Source organism: Paraburkholderia sp. RL17-373-BIF-A (genome assembly GCF_046030175.1).
GTDB lineage: Bacteria > Pseudomonadota > Gammaproteobacteria > Burkholderiales > Burkholderiaceae > Paraburkholderia.
In genome coordinates, this window is sequence record NZ_JARESO010000023.1 from 35963 (window position 1) to 54414 (window position 18452).

14 protein-coding genes are annotated in these 18452 nt (G+C 64.1%); 3 read left to right on the forward strand and 11 right to left on the reverse strand.

Features of this window, described 5'->3' with window-relative positions:
* Positions 1-71: 71 nt before the first annotated feature.
* The 4 genes from P0D80_RS26335 to P0D80_RS26350 all read right to left on the reverse strand — a co-directional run bounded on the left by P0D80_RS26335 (position 72) and on the right by P0D80_RS26350 (position 4514).
* Positions 72-566 carry a peptidase associated/transthyretin-like domain-containing protein gene (locus tag P0D80_RS26335; RefSeq protein WP_132373268.1) on the reverse strand — a complete coding sequence of 165 codons (495 nt, stop codon included), beginning with the start codon at positions 564-566 and terminating at the stop codon, positions 72-74.
* Between the two features lie 302 nt (positions 567-868).
* Positions 869-2389, reverse strand: a complete 1521-nt coding sequence (locus P0D80_RS26340; RefSeq protein ID WP_132373266.1) for a DegQ family serine endoprotease — start codon at positions 2387-2389, stop codon at positions 869-871.
* A 156-nt stretch (positions 2390-2545) separates the two neighbouring features.
* Positions 2546-3847: an ATP-binding protein gene (locus P0D80_RS26345; protein ID WP_408287674.1), complete on the reverse strand. Its 1302-nt coding sequence runs from the start codon at positions 3845-3847 to the stop codon at positions 2546-2548.
* Positions 3848-3851: 4 nt separating this feature from the next.
* Complete coding sequence (locus P0D80_RS26350; RefSeq protein ID WP_132373262.1) at positions 3852-4514, reverse strand: response regulator; 663 nt, start codon at positions 4512-4514, stop codon at positions 3852-3854.
* A 221-nt stretch (positions 4515-4735) separates the two neighbouring features.
* Between P0D80_RS26350 and dacB the strand changes: the two genes are divergently transcribed.
* From dacB to P0D80_RS26365, 3 genes are all read left to right on the forward strand, one after another.
* Positions 4736-6460: a D-alanyl-D-alanine carboxypeptidase/D-alanyl-D-alanine endopeptidase gene (dacB, locus tag P0D80_RS26355; protein ID WP_408287675.1), complete on the forward strand. Its 1725-nt coding sequence runs from the start codon at positions 4736-4738 to the stop codon at positions 6458-6460.
* 187 nt (positions 6461-6647) lie between these two features.
* Positions 6648-7610 carry a sterol desaturase family protein gene (locus P0D80_RS26360; RefSeq protein WP_408287678.1) on the forward strand — a complete coding sequence of 321 codons (963 nt, stop codon included), beginning with the start codon at positions 6648-6650 and terminating at the stop codon, positions 7608-7610.
* Positions 7611-7704: 94 nt separating this feature from the next.
* A complete protein-coding gene (locus P0D80_RS26365) occupies positions 7705-8955 on the forward strand; it encodes an SGNH/GDSL hydrolase family protein (protein ID WP_408182307.1) in 1251 nt (416 codons plus the stop codon).
* A gap of 779 nt (positions 8956-9734) precedes the next feature.
* On the opposite strand, the gene P0D80_RS26370 is transcribed toward P0D80_RS26365, so the two are convergent.
* The 7 genes from P0D80_RS26370 to P0D80_RS26400 all read right to left on the reverse strand — a co-directional run bounded on the left by P0D80_RS26370 (position 9735) and on the right by P0D80_RS26400 (position 18270).
* Positions 9735-10775: an L-threonylcarbamoyladenylate synthase gene (locus tag P0D80_RS26370; protein WP_408287682.1), complete on the reverse strand. Its 1041-nt coding sequence runs from the start codon at positions 10773-10775 to the stop codon at positions 9735-9737.
* Between the two features lie 10 nt (positions 10776-10785).
* Positions 10786-11982 carry a 5-(carboxyamino)imidazole ribonucleotide synthase gene (locus P0D80_RS26375; protein WP_408181859.1) on the reverse strand — a complete coding sequence of 399 codons (1197 nt, stop codon included), beginning with the start codon at positions 11980-11982 and terminating at the stop codon, positions 10786-10788.
* 113 nt (positions 11983-12095) lie between these two features.
* The gene (purE, locus tag P0D80_RS26380) at positions 12096-12614 is read right to left on the reverse strand and encodes a 5-(carboxyamino)imidazole ribonucleotide mutase (protein WP_132373250.1); all 519 of its coding nucleotides are present in this window, start codon (positions 12612-12614) and stop codon (positions 12096-12098) included.
* A gap of 156 nt (positions 12615-12770) precedes the next feature.
* A complete protein-coding gene (locus P0D80_RS26385; protein WP_408287686.1) occupies positions 12771-13661 on the reverse strand; it encodes a phosphoribosylaminoimidazolesuccinocarboxamide synthase in 891 nt (296 codons plus the stop codon).
* 132 nt (positions 13662-13793) lie between these two features.
* Entirely contained in the window at positions 13794-14858 is a 1065-nt protein-coding gene (fba, locus tag P0D80_RS26390) for a class II fructose-bisphosphate aldolase (protein WP_132373248.1), read from the reverse strand.
* Positions 14859-15185: 327 nt separating this feature from the next.
* Positions 15186-16622, reverse strand: a complete 1437-nt coding sequence (gene pyk, locus P0D80_RS26395; RefSeq protein ID WP_408181853.1) for a pyruvate kinase — start codon at positions 16620-16622, stop codon at positions 15186-15188.
* A 454-nt stretch (positions 16623-17076) separates the two neighbouring features.
* On the reverse strand, positions 17077-18270 hold the full coding sequence (locus tag P0D80_RS26400; protein WP_408181851.1) for a phosphoglycerate kinase: 1194 nt from the start codon (positions 18268-18270) through the stop codon (positions 17077-17079).
* Positions 18271-18452: the final 182 nt, after the last annotated feature.

Genomic DNA, 18452 nt, shown 5'->3' on the forward strand with positions numbered 1-18452 from the left:
CCGGCCGATTGCGCGGCCTTCCTGCACGGCGTGCGGCGCTGACCACACCGCTGCGCAGAACGGCGTCGCGCTTATTGGGTGTTCCAGTAGAACGCGGTCTTGGCGGTGCCCTTGGCCGGGATCGTCACCGGTTTGGACTGGTCGCGATCCTTGTATTGCGCATGGACCGTGTAGCGGCCCGGGCGCAGTCTGACCAGCATGTACGGCCCACGCGACGTGGTGCTCAGCACTTCGCCGTTGTGCGCATCGACCACGCGCACGTGAACGTCGGCGAGAAAGTCGGAGCCCGGCCCTGTGAAGCGCAGCGACAACGGCCACTGGCTTTGCGCCTGCTGCAATGCCTTCGATTCGTCGAGACCGACGCCGCCCGACACGAACGAGACATCGCCCTGCTGCTGGATTTGCGGCAGGCCGCCGCCATTGGCGTTGCCCGCGCTGGTTTCATCGGTGGTCGTGCCGCCGGTCGTATCGCTTGCCTGTGCATACGCGCCACCCGCCAGACCGAGCGTGAGCGCTGCGGCAACCGCAGCGGCTACGATCCTTCGCTGATTGCGTTGGGTTTTCATCGGTTTGCTCCTTGTTGAGGTCTTATCCCTGCTTCCCCGGGATCCCGCGATGGGCCCGGATCAGGGCAGACGCAACCTGCGTGCCAAGCTGCCGGCCGCGTCATCTGGAAACCGCCGCGCGCCGCACCGGGTGGCGCGCAGCGCCTTACTTCGATGCCAGGATATAAATGAAAATTGCCGATCCGCTGGCAGTAACTGCAACGGACCGGCAAGCATTACTTCAATTCGCGGGCGGATGAGGCGGAGCGTCGGTCAAACTGTCAGCCGGACGAGCGATCGGGCCATCCAGCCCGCGCGGCACATCAGCCGAGATCGACCGGCACGAAGATCTGCGCGTTGTCCCGCTGGATCAGCAACGCGATGCTGTTGCCGGCACTGGCGATCACCTGCTTCAGTTGATCGACGCTCGAAATGGGGCGGCCGTTGACCGCGAGAATCACGTCGCCCGGCTGGATGCCGGCGCTTTCCGCCGCGCCGCCCGATTGCTGCACCAGCAGACCATGCGAGACCGACGCGCCGCTCTTCTCTTCCGGCGTCAGCGGCCGCACCGCCACGCCGAGCCGGCCTTGCATCTGGGCCGGCTGATCGGCCTTGTCCGAGGCGACCTTCGCATCCGACAACGAGCCGATGGTCACCTTCAGGTCCTTGGTGGCCTTGTCGCGCCAGACCTGCACGGTCGCCGAAGTGCCCGGCGCCAGACCCGCGACCTGCGACGGCAGATCGGACGAGTCGCCGACCGGTTCGCCGTTCACCGACAGGATCACGTCGCCCGGCTGCAAACCGCCCTTGGCCGCCGGGCCGCCCGGATCGACCGAGCTGACCAGCGCGCCTTGCGGCTTCTGCATGCCGAACGAATTGGCGAGCGTCTGATTCATGCCCTGCACCGCCACGCCGAGTCGGCCGCGGCTCACGTGACCGGTCTTGACGATGTCGTCCTTGACCTTGATCGCCTCATTGATCGGGATGGCGAACGAAAGGCCCTGGAAGCCGCCCGTCTGCGAATAGATCATCGAATTGATACCGATCACTTCGCCTTGCAGATTGAACAGCGGTCCACCCGAATTGCCAGGGTTCACCGGTACGTCGGTCTGAATGAACGGCGTGTAGTTTTCGTTAGGCAGCGAGCGCGACTTCGCGCTGATGATGCCCGAGGTCACCGTGTTGTCGAAACCGTAAGGCGAGCCGATCGCGACGACCCACTGGCCGACCTTGCTCTGACGCGGATCGCCGATCTTCACGGTCGGCAGATTGCTTGCGTCGATCTTCAGCACGGCAACGTCGGACTGCTTGTCGGCGCCGACCACCTTCGCGCGGAATTCGCGCTTGTCGGTCAGCTTCACGGTGACGACGTTGGCGCCGTCCACCACGTGCGCATTGGTCAGGATGTAACCGTCATTGCTGACGATGAATCCCGAGCCCAGGCTCGCGCTCGGCTGATCGGGCGCATCGCCGCCGTCGCCGCCGCCTTGCATGCCCGGCATGCCGCCGAAGAAGTGCTTGTAGAACTGGTAGAACGGATCGCTCGGATCGATCGGCAGCTGATTGCCGCCGCCGTTGCCATTGCCGGGATTGCCGCGCAGCGCCGTCTGCTTGACGACGTGCTTCGCGCTGATGTTGACGACAGCCGGCCCGTAGGTTTCGACGAGGCCGGAGAAATCGGGAATGCCGGTTTTGGCGGCGGCTTCAGCGGGCATCATCGCGGCCTGCGCCGGCGAGATCACCTGCGGCGCGGGCACGTCGCGATGCCCCGCCACATAGCCGGCGGAAAGCGCTACAGCGACGGCTACGGCAACAGCGCTGCGGGACAAGGTTTTCGCGTTCATCGTGTACTCCTGACTGGGAGAAAGAGACTTTGGATGTCTCGAAGCGTACGTGGCATCGCTTAAAAGAGTCTTAAGCAGCGACAGATCGCTTTCATCCTGGTTTTGAGGCCTGTTTAAGCCTCGTTTAAGCCTCTTTACGAACAGAACCCGTTGCCTTCAGAAACGCACGGTGACCTGCAAGCCACCTGCGGGTGATTCGTCGAGCGACACGGCAGCATGATGCTGCACGGCGATGCGGCGCACGATCGCCAGACCCAGACCGCTGCCCGCCACGTCGGTACGCACGCGATTCGCGCCGGCACCCGCGCGATAGAAACGGTCGAACACGCGATCGCGTTCGGCCGGCTCGATCCCCGGTCCGCTGTCGGCGATCCGCACGACCGGGTGGCCCTCTTCGACATGCAGGCCGACATCCACGCGTCCGCCGCGTGGCGTGTATTTGGTTGCGTTATCCACCAGATTGTTGAACATCACGCGCAGCGCGTCGGCATCGCCGATCACGGTGGCGGATTCGGTCGCCTCGATGCCGAGATCGACGCCCCGATTCAGCGCAAGCGGCGCGTAAGCCACCACGCACTCCTGCAGCAGTGCGCGCAGATCGATCGCGTTGGTGGCGGCGAGGCCGTCCGGTTCGGAACGCGCGAGCGCCAAGAGTTGTTCGGCAAGTCGCGTGGCGCGCGTCACGCCGGCTTGCAGATCGGCGAGCGCTTCACTGCGGCCGGTGTCGTCCTTCGCGCGCGCCACCAGTTGCGCCTGAATCTGCACGGCGGCGAGCGGTGTGCGCAATTCATGTGCGGCGTCGGCGACAAATGCTTTCTGAATATCGAGCGCGGTCGCGAGTCTTTCGAGCAGACCGTTCAGCGCGCGCACGAGCGGCTGCACTTCGAGCGGCAGACGCTGGTCCGGCAACGGATCGAGCGCCTCGGGGTGACGCGCGTCGAGCGCGCTGGTCACGCGCCGCAATGGCCTGAGTCCGCGTCCGATAACCACCCACACTGCGAGTCCCAGCAACGGCAGCAGCACGATCAACGGCCACAGCGTACGCAGCGCGACATTTGCTGCGAGCCGGTTGCGCACGGAAACCGGCTGCGCCAGCTGCACCACGTTATCGCCGACGATCGCGCCATACACGCGCCACTCGCCGCGCTCCGTGTGCTCGGTCGAAAAGCCGAGTTCGGCGCGCGGCGCGAGCGGCGCACGCGGACGCGAGTAGTACATCAGCACGCCGTTGCGATTCCAGATCTGCAGCACGATGCCTTCGTCGCCGGTGTCGCGCGAACCGAGCACTTGCGAGAACGGTTCCGACGGCAGCGCGGCGGCGATCTGCTCCAACTGGTAATCGAAGAGTTCGTTGGCTTCGGCAAGCGCTTGCCGGTAGATGAGCCAACCCGCGATGCCGACGCCGAGCAGCACCAGCGCCAGCAGCCAGACCAGCAATTGACGGCGAATCGAACGCATCGGCTCAGGCGTCCTTCGCGATCATGTAGCCCAGACCGCGCACGTTGCGGATCAGGTCCGCGCCGAGTTTCTTGCGCAGCGCGTGAATGTAGACCTCGACGGTATTGCTGCCGATCTCCTCGCCCCAGCCGTACATTTTTTCTTCGAGCTGGCTCTTCGAGAGCACGGCGCCAGGCCGCGCGAGCAACGCCTCGAGCAGCGCGAATTCACGCGCCGACAACGCGACCGGCGCGCCGTCGAGCGTCACCTGATGTGACGCGGGATCGAGCGTCAGGTTGCCGTGGCGGATGGTCGAATCGCTGCGCCCCGACTGACGCCGGATCAGTGCGCGCATGCGGGCGCCGAGTTCGTCGAGATCGAAAGGTTTGACGAGGTAATCGTCGGCGCCGGCGTCGAGGCCTTTGACGCGATCCGCCACGGCGTCGCGCGCGGTCACGATCAGCACCGGCAGCGCATGGCCGCGCGCGCGCAGCGTGCGCAGCACGTCGAGACCGTCGCGTTTGGGCAGGCCCAGGTCGAGCAGCACGAGATCGTAAGGCTGGCTGCCCGCCGCGCTGAGCGCGGCTTCCCCGTCTTCCACCCAGTCGACCGCGAAGCCTTCGCCGCGCAGTGCCTTGCGCACGCCTTCGGCGATCATCCGGTCGTCTTCGACTAGCAAGATGCGCATGGTTATCCGTTCCGAATCGTTCAATGATGCCGCATTCTAGCGCCCGCCCCCGCCATGCGCGCCGCGTGGCGCATTTTCCACCGCAGCCTGGCGGCAACTCTCTACAATGGGCGCTTTGCTTCGCGCGGCCGGTATTTTTGTCCGCGCGCCAACGCGATCCTTCGGCGCCGCCGGGATTGCCGCGTGCCCCACGCCCTGACATTTTGCTTTTTCGCCCGTCCATGACGCACGCTTTTCTGTCTTCTCTCGCACGCCGCTTCAACACTGTCGCCCTACGTCCGCGCTCCGCTTCTGCTTTGACTGCTTCTGCTTTGACTGCTTCTGCTTTGACCGCTTCTGCTTTGACCGCTTCCACTTCTTCCACCACTCGTCTGCCGCGCCGGTTCGCGCCGCGCGCGAGCGCCTGGCTGCTCGCTTGCGCCGCGCTCGGCTGCGGCGCGTCGCTGCCGCTTGCCGCGCAGGCTCGCGTCAAGGCCACGCGTCCGAGCGTCAACGTCACCACTGTCTTGCCGCAATCGGTGATGGTCGGCTTGCAGCGCGCGCACGTGCCCTTGTCGTCGATCAGCGTGGTCGTGGAGAAAGTCGGCGACCGCACGCCGATCCTCGCACTGAACGCGGGCAAGCCGATGATGCCCGCCTCGACGATGAAACTCGTCACCACCTACTCGGGCCTGTCGATACTCGGCCCCGACTACCGCTGGCGCACGAGCGCCTACGCGGACGGCACCATCGACGCCAACGGCGTGCTGCATGGCAATCTCTACATTCAAGGCACGGGCGATCCGAAGCTCGTGCCGGAAGAACTGATCGACCTCGTGCAGAAGATCCACAAGGCGGGCATCAGCGGCATCGACGGCGCGCTGGTGCTCGACAAGCGCTACTTCGATTCGTCCACGCGCGACCTCCCGCCGTTCGACGACGACGCCACCGCGCCGTACAACGTCGGCCCCGATCCGCTGCTGTACGCGTTCAAATCGCTGTCGTTCACGCTGACACCGTCGCCGGACGGCAGCGTCGCGATCGATGTGTTGCCCGCGCTTGCGCAATTGCAGATCGACAACCAGATGCATGCGGTGAACGGCCCGTGCCGCGGCGACGCGGCCTCGGTGTCGCCGACCGTCACGCCGCAGCCGAACGGCACCGTCGTGGCCTCGTTCAACGGCGACTATTCGATGCGCTGCGGCCCGCGCACGATCAACGTCGCGGTGCTCGATCACTCGGCGTTTTTCGCGGGCGGTTTTCTCGCGCTGTGGCAGCAAACCGGCGGGACGTTCAGCGGCGCGACGCGCGAAGGCGCCGTGCCCGTCGGCGCCAAACTGGTGGCGACGCACCAGGGGCCGATGCTGTCCGACATCGTTCGCGACATCAACAAGTTCAGCAACAACACGATGGCGCGCAACCTGTTCCTGACGATCGGCGCAGCCGAGGAAAAAGGGCCCGCGACGACCGCCAAATCAGCGCGTGCAATCCAGGCGTTTCTGCGCCGCGACAGCATCGACATGGAGTATCTGACGCTCGACAATGGCTCGGGCCTCTCACGCGACGAGCACGTCACCGCGCTCGCGCTCGCCGATCTGCTGCAGCGGGCCAACGCAAGTCCGGTCGCGCAAGTGTTCGTGGAGTCGCTGCCGATCGCGGGCGTCGATGGCACCATGCGCAACCGCTTGACCAACCAGGGCGCGGGAGGCAATGCGCATATCAAGACCGGCACCTTGCGCGATGTGCGGGCAATCGCGGGCTATGTGGCGTCGGCTGACGGTAACAGTTACGTGGTCGTCAGCCTGATCAACGATCCGCATTCGGAAGCCGCGCGCGCCGCGCACGATGCGCTGCTCGAATGGGTGTATCAGGGGCCATCGCAGGGCTTCACCAAGGTTTCCGATCCGGTCGTCGAACCGCGCAGCAGCAAGCCCAGGAAAAACCCGCACAAGCGTGGCGCTCACTGAGTGTTCCTTCTAGCGAAGCCGCGCGCGGCAACGTCCTAAGCGTGTACGCTGTCGGGCAGTGTTTGAGACGCGCGTAAAACGCTGGACGTGGCGCCGGGGCCGTGCATCGGTTACGGTCCCGCTCGAACAATAACGACAACACCCGCTGCGCACAGCGCGGCGGCCAGGGACCACGGAGGAAGACACAATGCAATTCGATGCCGAATTGCTGCTGCTCGCCATGGCGCCAGTCTTTCTCGCATGCATCGGCTGGGAGGCGTGGCACCTGCGGCGCACGCAGCCGGGCGCGCAACTCTATAGCTGGCGCGACACGCTCTGCAACGCCGCGCTCGCACTGATGCAGCAAGCCGCCGACAAGCTCGCGTGGCTCGCCATCATCCCTGTCTACGCGTTTTTCTACGATCACTATCGCGTCTACACGTGGCAGGCGAGCTGGGTCTCGTTCGTCGTGCTGTTTGTCGCTCAGGATCTGCTCTACTACGTGTTCCATCGTTGCAGCCATCGCGTGCGCTGGCTGTGGGCCGCGCATGTCGTGCATCACTCGTCGGAGCGCATGAATTTTTCGACCGCGTTCCGCCAGAGCCTGATGTATCCGATCGCGGGCATGTGGCTCTTCTGGACGCCGCTTGCCGTGCTCGGTTTTCCGCCGACGCAGATCGTCGCGATCGTGCTGATCAATCTCGGCTTTCAGTTTTTCGTGCATACGCAAGCCATCGGCAAACTCGGCTGGCTCGAATACGTGTTCAACACACCGTCGATCCATCGCGTGCATCACGCGCGCAACGACCGCTATATCGACCGCAACTATGCCGGCGTGCTGGTGATCTGGGATCGCCTGTTCGGCAGCTACGTCGACGAAGATCCGCGCGATGCGCCGGTCTACGGCATCGTCGAGCCGCTTCACACTTACAACCCGCTGAAGGCGACGTTTCACGAATGGGCGTCGATGGCCGTCGACTTCGCGAGCGTGCGCGGCTGGCACGACAAGCTGCGCGCATTGTTCGCGCCGCCCGCATGGGCTGCGGATTATCACGCGCGGCGCGCCGCCGGTTCATCGGTATCGCGCGTGGATTCAAGTGAAAATTCAGGCGAGGCAACTCGCGTGAAGCAAGACCATACGGCCGCGTTTCAAACACCACGCAGGCCGTAGAAGATTCTGTAAGCTGTCGTCACGCCGCTCAAGCGGTGGGCGCTGCCTGCAACACATGGCATAAGGGCCACACATACGAGGAGATGTAGTCAACATGAAGCAAACAGGATCGAGGAAACAACATTGGCTGCGCGTGACGCAGATCGCCATGGCCAGCACGGCGTTCGCCCTGCTCGCGGCTTGCGGCGGGGGTAGCGACAACAACAACAATGCGAGCAGCACGCCTGCGGGCGGCGTCAAATTGCAGGTCGTGTCGTTCGGCGACAGCTTGTCGGATGTCGGCACGTACGCGCCGGTGATTCAGGGGAGCTTCGGCGGCGGCCGCTTCACGACGAACCCGGGTGAAGTGTGGACCCAGAAGGTCGCTGAGTACTACGGCGACACGTTGACCGCAGCGTACCTCGGCGGCTTCGGCAAGCCGCTGGTCGCAACGGGTGGCTTGGGCTATGCGCAAGGCGGCTCGGACGTCGTCAATGCTCAAGGCCAAGGTTGGGCGCCCAACAACATGGCCGCGACGACCGTACCGGTGGTGACGCAGGTGGCCAACTACCTGGGCGCGCACACGAGCTTCAACGCTAACCAGCTCGTGCTGATCAACGGCGGTGCGAACGACATCTTCCAGTTCGCGGGGACCACCGCCAATCTGACGGCGCTCGGCGCCGCGCTACAGACGCAATATCCGCTGCTCGTGCAGGCCGGCAAACTGCCGAACTCGCAGGCAGGCCAGGTGGCGTTCATCGTCGGCTACCTGCAGCAGTTGGCCAACCCGCAGATCGCGCAGGCCGCCACCCAGCTCGCCGCGCAAGTCCAGAAAATCGTCAACTCGGGCGCGACTCACGTGGTGGTGTCGACGGTGCCGGACATCGGCAATACGCCGCTCGGCGTTGCAGCCAACGTGAGCACGCCTGGCACGGCTGCACTGCTGTCAGGGATTACCGCGGCGTATAACTACCTGCTGGTCCAGAACCTGACGGCACTCGGTCTGGTGGGTACGGGCAAGGTCATCGTGGCCGATGCGTTCACGTGGATTGATCAGCAGTTGCCGAACTACCAGGCGCTGGGCTTCACGGTATCCAACACCGGCACGGCTTGTAACCTGACGTCGATGCAGAACAACGCAACTGCGTACGCTACAGCTAATCCGAGCGCGACGAATGGGCTGACGCCGGCTCAGTATGGCGCGCAGTTCGGCTCGTCGCTGTTCTGCTCGCCGCAGACTTATACGGTGGCTGGTGCTGACCAGACTTATATGTTTGCGGATACGGTTCATCCGAGCACGCATCTACACGCGTTGTTCGCGCAGTATGTGCAGCAGCAGATCGCAGCGACTGGGTTGGGGAAGTAAATTGAGGAGGGCCGCGCTGCGGGTGGGGGTTTGCGGCGTGGCCTTTTCTTGATCTGGGATTTTGGCCTTTCCTTGATTTGTTATTGGTCTATTAGCGTCACCCCTGTGCGGGGCGGCACTTACTTTCTTTGCTTGCCGCAAAGAAAGTAAGCAAAGAAAGCGGCTTCACACCGCCAGCTCATAAGCGGATCCCTCGCACAGTCATGGTAGTGGCACATCTGGAATCCGTCGTGTCGCACTTTCCACCCAAGTGACAAGGCAGTCATTCTTCCGGCGGCGCTGCGCGCGCCGATGGACACTTCATAAACCGTCTGCTGGTTTTTGCTCTCGCGTATTGCCCGGCGGCAGGGACTGTCATTGCGCCCGCTGCGATTTCGTCACACCGGACTCGCGCAGAGTTGGGATTTGCCTATGAGCGCACTACCGACTCGGCGAAGCGAAGCCGTTCGTCCCGCGACGCAAAGCGAAGCCTTGTTTTCCCATGCATACCCATCCGCGACGCACGTAGTGCGGAGTGGGAGCTGATGAGCGCATTGTCAGTCACGGTGAATATGCGAGAACACGGATTCCAGATGCACCACTACCGCGACTGCGCGAGAGACCCGCTTAAGAATTAGCGGTTTGGGCCGCTTTCTTTGCTTACTTTCTTTGCGGCAAGCAAAGAAAGTAAGTGCCGCCCCGCACAGGGGCAACGCTAATAGACCAATAACAAATCAAGGAAAGGCCAACACCGCAAGCAACCAGACAAAAAGCGCCCGACGAGCAAAAACCCCAACCCATCACCCTTGCGCTTCAAAAGCAGCCGCAGCGCGCCCTAACCGATCATTAACAGCGATCCACTCAATCGTATCCGGCAGCTTCTCAATCAGAATCCGCGTGACATTCGCGCGATCGAGAGCCCTCAGCAAGCCATACAGTTCACGCGCATAGACATGCGGATCTTCAGGTGCAGCAATGAAATGCACGCCTTCAGCATCGGCCCAATGCCCAGCACGCGACGCGCGCGCCACCAACGCCACGCGCTCATCCTCTTGCCGCGCGGCAAGCAAAGCCTCCAGCGCGACGAACGGCAATAGCGCCAACGGCGTGCGCGGCGCGTAGTGCGCCTTCAGCGTGCCGGAAGCCCGCGGCGCGGTCGCATCCGAGCCGTCCGGCAGGCGCGGCGCCTCGCCAAGCACGTCGGCGATATCTTGCGGGGTCACACGCCCCGGCCTCAACAGCGCCGGAAAGCCGCGCGACAAATCCAGAATGGTCGATTCGATACCGACGTCCGACGCGCCGCCGTCCAGCACATGAATCGCGTCGCCGAACTCGTCGCGCACATGTTGCGCCGTCGTCGGGCTCACATGTCCGAACCGATTCGCCGACGGCGCCGCCACGCCGCCATGCCCGTTGCGCAATGCGCTGAACGCCTCGAGCAATGCTTGCGCGACAGGATGCGACGGGCAGCGCAGCCCCACTGAATCCTGCCCGCCGCTAACTGCCGCAGGAATGCGCGCGGCGCGCTTGAGGATCAGCGTGAGCGGCCCCGGCCAAAACGCGTCGATCAATCGCTGCGCCTCCGCGGGCAAATGCTCGACCCAGTAGTTCGGATCGCCTTGCGGCGCGAGATGCACGATCACCGGATGATTCGCCGGCCTGCCCTTCGCCGCGTAAATGCGCGCAACCGCGTCGGGACTCTCGGCGTCGCCGCCGAGACCGTACACCGTCTCCGTAGGAAACGCGACCAGGCCTCCCGCGTCGAGCAGCGCCCCCGCGTGTTCGATCTGCACGGCGCTCACAGGCAATGCGCCCTCGGCGGCTTTCTGTTGATCCGGCATGGCGCTTGTGTCAGCTCGTGAGGATGTGCAGCAGCCGCGCGCAATCACGTCCGGCCGTGCGGGCTTCTTCGAGCGTGGCCGCCGTGAAGTTCACGTGACCCATCTTGCGGCCGCAGCGCGCCTCTTCCTTGCCATACAGATGCAGGCGCGCTGCCGGCATAGCGGCGACTTCGTGCCACGGCGGCGTGACGGCCGCGCGCTTCGGGCCGTCCGGAAACCACACGTCGCCGAGAATGTTCAGCATGACGGCCGGTGAATGCTGGCGCGTGTCGCCGAGCGGCATGCCGGTCATGGCGCGCACCTGCTGCTCGAACTGGCTGGTCGCGCAGGCGTCGACCGTGTAGTGGCCGGAATTGTGCGGGCGCGGCGCCATTTCATTGGCCACCAGCGAACCATCTTCGAGAATGAAGAACTCGACGCACAGCACGCCCACATAACCGAGCTTGTCGGCGATTTGCAGCGCGGCCTGTTGCGCCTGCTGGACCAACGTGGGACTCGCGTCGGGTGCCGGGACGATGGTGTGCGACAGCACGCCGTCGCGATGCGTGTTCTGCGCGAGCGGATAGACCACCGACGCGCCGCTCGCCGCCCGCGCGATCAGCGCGGACACTTCGAACTTCAATGGCAAACGCTTTTCCAGCACGCACGGCACGCCGCCGAGCGACGCATGCGCCTCACGTACTTCCTCCGCGTTGCGCACGCGAATCTGGCCTTTGCCGTCGTAGCCCATGCGGGCAGTCTTGAGAATGCCCGGCAGCACGGCTTCGAGCTTCGTGTCGTCGAGCGCGGCCAGCGCATCCGACGATTCGATCACCACGTGAGGCGCAACCGTCACGCCCGATGACGCGATGAAGCGTTTCTCGGCAATGCGGTCCTGGGCCACGGCGACGCAGCGCCCAGCCGGACTCACGAAGGTAGTCCGCGCGAGGAAGTCGAGGCTCGCGGCCGGCACGTTCTCGAATTCGGTCGACACCGCCGCGCACAGCCGCGCGAGTTCGGTCAGCGACGTTTCGTCGTCGTAGGCCGCGCGCAAATGGCGGTCGGCAACGGCGCCCGCCGGACTGTTTTCGTCCGGATCGAGCACGGCGACGCGGTAGCCCATGGCCTGAGCGGCGAAACAGAACATGCGGCCGAGCTGGCCGCCACCGACCATGCCAAGCCATGCGCCGGGCAGAATCGGTGAAACCGGTGTGTTGTCTGGGTTCATCTTAGTGGTCGGTCGCGGCCGGGTGCTGTGTGCAATGCGTGCGTGCAATGCGATGGCAGGCACCCGGCCGGGGGTCGGACAGGGGGACGTCTTCAAGCAATCAGTCTGTGCGCTTACAGCGCCGGCAACACCATGGCGTGGGCCGCTTCGTTCTGGCGCACGCGGAACGCAGCCAGTTTCTCCGCATACTCGTCGCTCGTGCCGCTCAACAACGACACCGCGAACAGCGCCGCGTTCGCCGCGCCTGCTTCGCCGATCGCAAACGTGGCGACCGGCACGCCCTTGGGCATCTGCACGATCGAATGCAACGAATCGACGCCCTTCAGGTACTTGCTTGCCACCGGCACGCCGAGCACCGGCACCGTGGTCTTGGCGGCCAGCATGCCCGGCAGATGCGCCGCGCCGCCCGCGCCGGCGATGATCGCGCGAATGCCACGCTCACGCGCGCTTTCAGCATAGGCGAACATTTCGTCGGGCATGCGGTGCGCGGACACGACCTTCGCTTCGTAGGGCACGCCGAACTCCTGCAGAATGGCCACGGCGTTCTTCATGACTTCCCAGTCGGAACTGGAGCCCATCAGCACACCGATAACCGGCGCGCCATGCGTATGGGCGGTTTGTGCTTCACTCATCTTACGGCTTCCTTGTTTCTTGAGAGCGCCCCAGAACCTGTCCCTTCGCGCCCGGCCCCGAACGGGTGACCCGCAAAGGGGACTTACTGCGCGGCGGAAAATTTGCGGGCGGCCCCGCGCTTTCTCACGCGGAGCAGATCCAACCGGTGCGCGTAATCAGGCGAGCTTATGTCCGGTCAGGCGTTCGAGCGCTTCCTGGTACTTCTCGCCCGTCTTCGTGACAACGTCGTCCGGCAACTTCGGCGCCGGCGGCTCTTTCTTCCACGGCTGGGTTTCGAGCCAGTCGCGCACGAACTGCTTGTCGAACGACGGCGGATTGGTGCCGACCTGATACTGGTCGGCCGGCCAGAAGCGCGACGAATCCGCGGTCAGCGCCTCGTCCATCAGATACAGCTTGCCGTGGTTGTCCAGACCGAATTCGAACTTCGTATCCGCGATGATGATGCCGCGCGTGGCCGCGTAATCAGCGGCTTCCTTGTACAGCTTGATCGAGATGTCGCGGATCGTAGCCGACAGTTCGGTGCCGATGCGGCGCTCCATCTCGTTGTAGGTGATGTTTTCGTCGTGATGGCCCATTTCGGCCTTGGCTGCCGGCGTGAAGATCGGCTCGGGCAGCTTCTGCGCGTTCTGCAAACCCGGCGGCAATTCCACGCCGCACACCGAACCGGTTGCCTGGTAGTCTTTCCAGCCGCTGCCGGCCAGATAGCCGCGCACCACGGCTTCGACGAGAATCGGCTCGAGGCGCGTCACGACGACCGCGCGGCCCTTGACCTGCTCGACTTCGTCCGCCGCCACCACGGATTCGGGCGCGACGCCCGTGAGGTGGTTCGGCACCACGTGCTTGAGTTTCTCGAACCAGAAGTTCGCCATTTCATTGAGCACGCGTCCCTTATTCGGAATCGGCTCGCCCATGATGACGTCGAACGCCGACAGACGGTCGGTCGTGACGATCAGCAACTGGTCGTTGCCCACCGCATAGTTGTCGCGGACTTTACCGCGGCCGAGCAGCGGCAGCGAGCGGAGCGTGGATTCGTAGAGGGTAGACATCGTCGTGGTTCGCTAAAAGTGAGGCAAAAAGTGTGACCGGAACAAAAGGGAAACGCCGTTCCCCGGATGATGCGGGAACGGCGATCGAACGACAACCTGGCCAAACGGCCAGGTGCAGTGCATGTTGATAGCTTAGCGGACGACTTGCGCGAGCTCGCCCGATTTGTACTTCTCCGCGATTTTATCAAGCGTGACCGGCTTGATCTTGCCGGCCTGGCCTTCGCAGCCGAATTGCATGTAGCGCTCGACACAGATCTTCATCGCCGCTTCGCGCGCCGGCTTCAGGTAATCGCGCGGATCGAACTTACCCGGGTTGGTCGCCATATAGCGGCGGATCGCACCGGTGATCGCCAGACGCAGGTCGGTGTCGATATTGACCTTGCGCACGCCGTTCTTGATACCTTCCTGGATTTCCTCGACCGGCACGCCGTAAGTTTCCTTCATGTCGCCGCCGAATTCGCGGATTTCAGCCAGCAGTTCCTGCGGCACCGACGACGAACCGTGCATCACCAGGTGCGTGTTCGGAATGCGCTGGTGGATTTCCTTGATGCGCTGGATCGACAGAATGTCGCCCGTGGGCTTCTTGCTGAACTTGTAGGCGCCGTGCGACGTACCGATCGCGATGGCCAGCGCGTCGCACTGGGTCAGCTTGACGAAGTCGGCAGCCTGCTCCGGATCGGTCAACAGCTGCTCGCGCGTCATCGTGCCTTCCGCGCCGTGACCGTCTTCCTTGTCGCCCTTCATGGTTTCCAGCGAACCGAGCACGCCCAGTTCCGCTTCCACCGTGATGCCGATCGAGTGCGCCGCTTCCACGACCTTGCGCGACACGTCCACGTTGTACTCGTACGAAGCGACCGTCTTGCCGTCGGCTTCGAGCGAACCGTCCATCATCACGCTGGTGAAACCGCTGCGGATTGCCGCCATGCAGACCGCCGGCGACTGCCCGTGGTCCTGGTGCATCACGACCGGAATATGCGGATACGACTCGACCGCGGCTTCGATCAGGTGCCGCAGAAACGCTTCGCCCGCGTACTTACGCGCGCCGGCCGACGCCTGCATGATAACCGGGGCGTTGACCTTGTCGGCCGCCGCCATGATTGCCTGCACTTGCTCCAGATTGTTCACGTTGAATGCCGGAAGGCCGTAGCCGTTTTCAGCGGCGTGGTCCAGCAGTTGACGCATTGATACGAGAGGCATGCTGTAACTCCATAGATTGAAACGAATTCTTGTGCCGTCGGCATCTTTTTGGGCGATTTTATCGCGAAGCAAGCTGCATACCCGTTCACACATTCTCTAAAGCGCGGCGCGGTCCTTGCCGCTGCAACGCGCGATTTGAGCCTGTGCGCCGCCTCTCGCGGAGCATGCCAGCCTGCTTCGCCCAATCAGACCCGTGCCGATCGAGCAGTCTGCTGTGTCGATCGGAGCTAGCGCTTCAGCGCTTTGTCGATCCGGAGTGAGTGCTTCAGCACTGACTCCGGTCCCACGCAGCGCGCTCCGATCCCACGCAGAATGGTTGCTGCATGGTCAATACGGTTCGCCGACCCGCACGATCTTCAGCGTATTCGTGCCGCCGGCCTGACCCATCGGCTCGCCGACAGTCAGCACCACCATGTCGCCGCGCGACGCGTAACCCTTGCTGACCACGGTCTCCAACGCCTGCTGCAACGCGGTGTCGCGGTCAGTGTTGGTGTCCAGATGCAGCGAAGTCACGTTGCGGTACAGCGCCATGGCCCGCTCGCTGCCGACCCGCGGCGTGAGCGCGAAAATCGGCACGTGGGTCCAATGGCGCGACATCCACAGCGCGGTCGAGCCGGATTCGGTCAACGCCACGATCGCCTTCGCGCCGAGATGAAACGCCGTGAACAGCGCACCCATCGCGATCGACTGGTCGATCCGCGTGAACGTGCGGTCGAGGAAATCCTTGTCCAGTTCCGACTGCTCCGACTTCTCGGCTTCAATACAGATCGCCGCCATGGTCTCGATGGTCTGCACCGGATACTTGCCCGCCGCCGATTCCGCCGACAGCATCACCGCGTCCGTGCCGTCCAGCACGGCGTTGGCGACGTCCGACACTTCGGCGCGGGTCGGCACCGGCGCGTGGATCATCGACTCCATCATCTGCGTGGCGGTGATCACGAACTTGTTCGATTCGCGCGCCATACGGATCATCCGCTTTTGCAGCGCGGGGACTGCGGCATTCCCCACTTCCACGGCCAAGTCGCCGCGCGCGACCATGATGCCGTCCGATGCGTCGAGGATGCCTTGCAGCGCCGGAATGGCTTCCGCGCGCTCGATTTTGGCGATCATCTTCGGCTTGATGCCGAACGGCGCGCCGGCGATGTTCGCCAGCTGGCGGGCCATTTCCATGTCGGTGGCGTTCTTCGGGAACGATACCGCGACATAATCGACGCCGAGCGACATGGCGGTGCGAATGTCTTCCATGTCCTTGGCGGTCAGCGCCGGCGCGGACAAGCCGCCGCCCTGGCGGTTGATACCCTTGTTGTTCGACAGCTCGCCGCCGATCTTGACGACCGTGTGGATCTCATTGCCGATCACGCGCGAGACGTTCAGCACGATCAGGCCGTCGTTAAGCAACAGCACGTCGCCCGGTTTCAGGTCGCGCGGCAGGTCTTTGTAGTCGAGACCGGCGCGCTGCTCGTTGCCGAGTTCGCAGTCGGCGTCGAGGATGAACGGCTCGCCGGCGACGAGCATGATCTTGCCGTTTTCAAATTTGCCGACCCGGATTTTCGGGCCTTGCAGGTCTGCCATGATGGCGACTTCGCGGCCGGCCTGGCGGGCCGCCTCGCGCACGAAATCGGCGCGCTGGCGATGGTCGTCGGCGGTGCCGTGCGAGAAATTGAGCCGCACCACGTCCAGCCCCGCCTGAATCATTTGCAGCAGGATTTCCGGCGTATTGGAAGCCGGGCCGATGGTGGCGACAATCTTGGTGGCGCGATGCATGAGTCTCCTCGTCTGGGTGAGATCGCTGGAAAGAGCGCTGCGAGTCGGATGCGGAGGCTGCGCACCGAAGGATGCTGCCGGGGGCTGCGCGCCGGTTGAAACCAGCGTCGCTTTATAGTGTGAAGCGGTATTCGATACCAGCACGGGGGGCGCCGGTTGAGGGGCGAGTTCTTCGTCGGGGAGTTCTGCGGATGGCGAGGCGGTCTGCACAGCATCTGCGCTGGACAATTCCGCTGCCTCACTGGCAGTGGTCAATTCCGCGAGCGCGAGGGGCGACCCGGATTCTTCTTGCTGCTGGCTAACTGAACCGACCGCGGCATCAACCGCAGATTCGGCCGCTGCCGGATTAGCGGCGGAGCGCGCCGCGCGCTCCCCTGCCGTTGCTGCTGCGGTGTTGCGCGGCTTGCCGCCGCGCGCTTTTGCAGACTTTGCCGTTGGGGAGCGCGTCGCCACGTTAAGCCCGCGATTCCAGAACTTCGACGGCCGGTAGCTTCTTGCCTTCGAGGAACTCGAGGAAGGCGCCGCCGCCCGTCGAGATATAGCTGACCTTGTCGTGGATGCCGTACTTGGCGATCGCCGCAAGCGTATCGCCGCCGCCGGCAATCGAGAACGCCGACGACTTGGCGATGGCGTCCGCGAGCGTCTTCGTGCCGTTGCCGAACTGGTCGAATTCGAACACGCCGACCGGGCCGTTCCACACGATCGTGCCGGCCTTTTCCAGTTGCGCGGCGAGCACCTTGGCCGTTTCCGGTCCGATGTCGAGAATCATGTCGTCGTCTTGAACGTCGGCGACGGCCTTGACCTCGGCCTTGGCGGTCGGCGAAAACTCCTTGGCCGTGACCACGTCGGTCGGGATCGGCACAGAGGCGCCGCGCGCTTTCGCGGCGTCGATAATGGCTTTGGCTTCGTTCAGCAGATCGGCTTCGGCGAGCGACTTGCCGATCTTCAGGCCGGCGGCCAGCATGAACGTGTTGGCGATGCCGCCGCCCACGATCAGTTGATCGACCTTGTCGGCGAGCGACTTCAGAATGGTCAGTTTGGTCGACACCTTCGAGCCGGCGACGATCGCCACCAGCGGACGCTTCGGCGCGCCCAGCGCCTTGCCGAGCGCTTCGAGCTCGGCGGCCAGCAACGGGCCGGCGCACGCGATGGGCGCGTATTTGGCGATGCCATGCGTGGTCGCTTCGGCGCGGTGCGCGGTGCCGAACGCGTCGTTCACGTAGATGTCGCAGAGCTTCGCCATTTTTTGCGCGAGCTCGTCGGAATCCTTCTTCTCGCCCTTGTTGACGCGGCAGTTTTCCAGCAGCACGACCGAGCCCGGCGCGACGTTCACGCCGTTTTCGACCCAGTTCGCCACGAGCGGCACGTCACGGCCAAGCAGTTCGGCCAGACGCTTCGCAACCGGCGCCAGCGAATCTTCCGGCTTGAAGTCGCCCTCGGTCGGACGGCCCAGGTGCGACGTGACCATCACGGCGGCGCCTGCGTCGAGCGCAGCCTTGATGGCCGGCACGGAGGCGCGGATACGGGTGTCTTCGGTGATGTTGCCTTGATCGTCCTGCGGCACGTTCAGATCGGCGCGGATGAACACGCGTTTGCCGGATAGCTTGCCTTCGGCGATCAGATCGGAGAGACGCAATACCTTGTTCATGGGCGTGTGTGTGCGAGTTGATGAGAAGGCGGTGGCGGACGACGCGCGGCACTCAAGCGCGGTGAACTCCAGCGCTCAGGCACGGCAGCGGCTCCACTGAATCGGGTGCCGGCGGCAGGGCCGCGGCCCGCGCGCCTTGCAGCGGCGCGCTCATCCCGGAAACAACCATTTTAACTGATCCA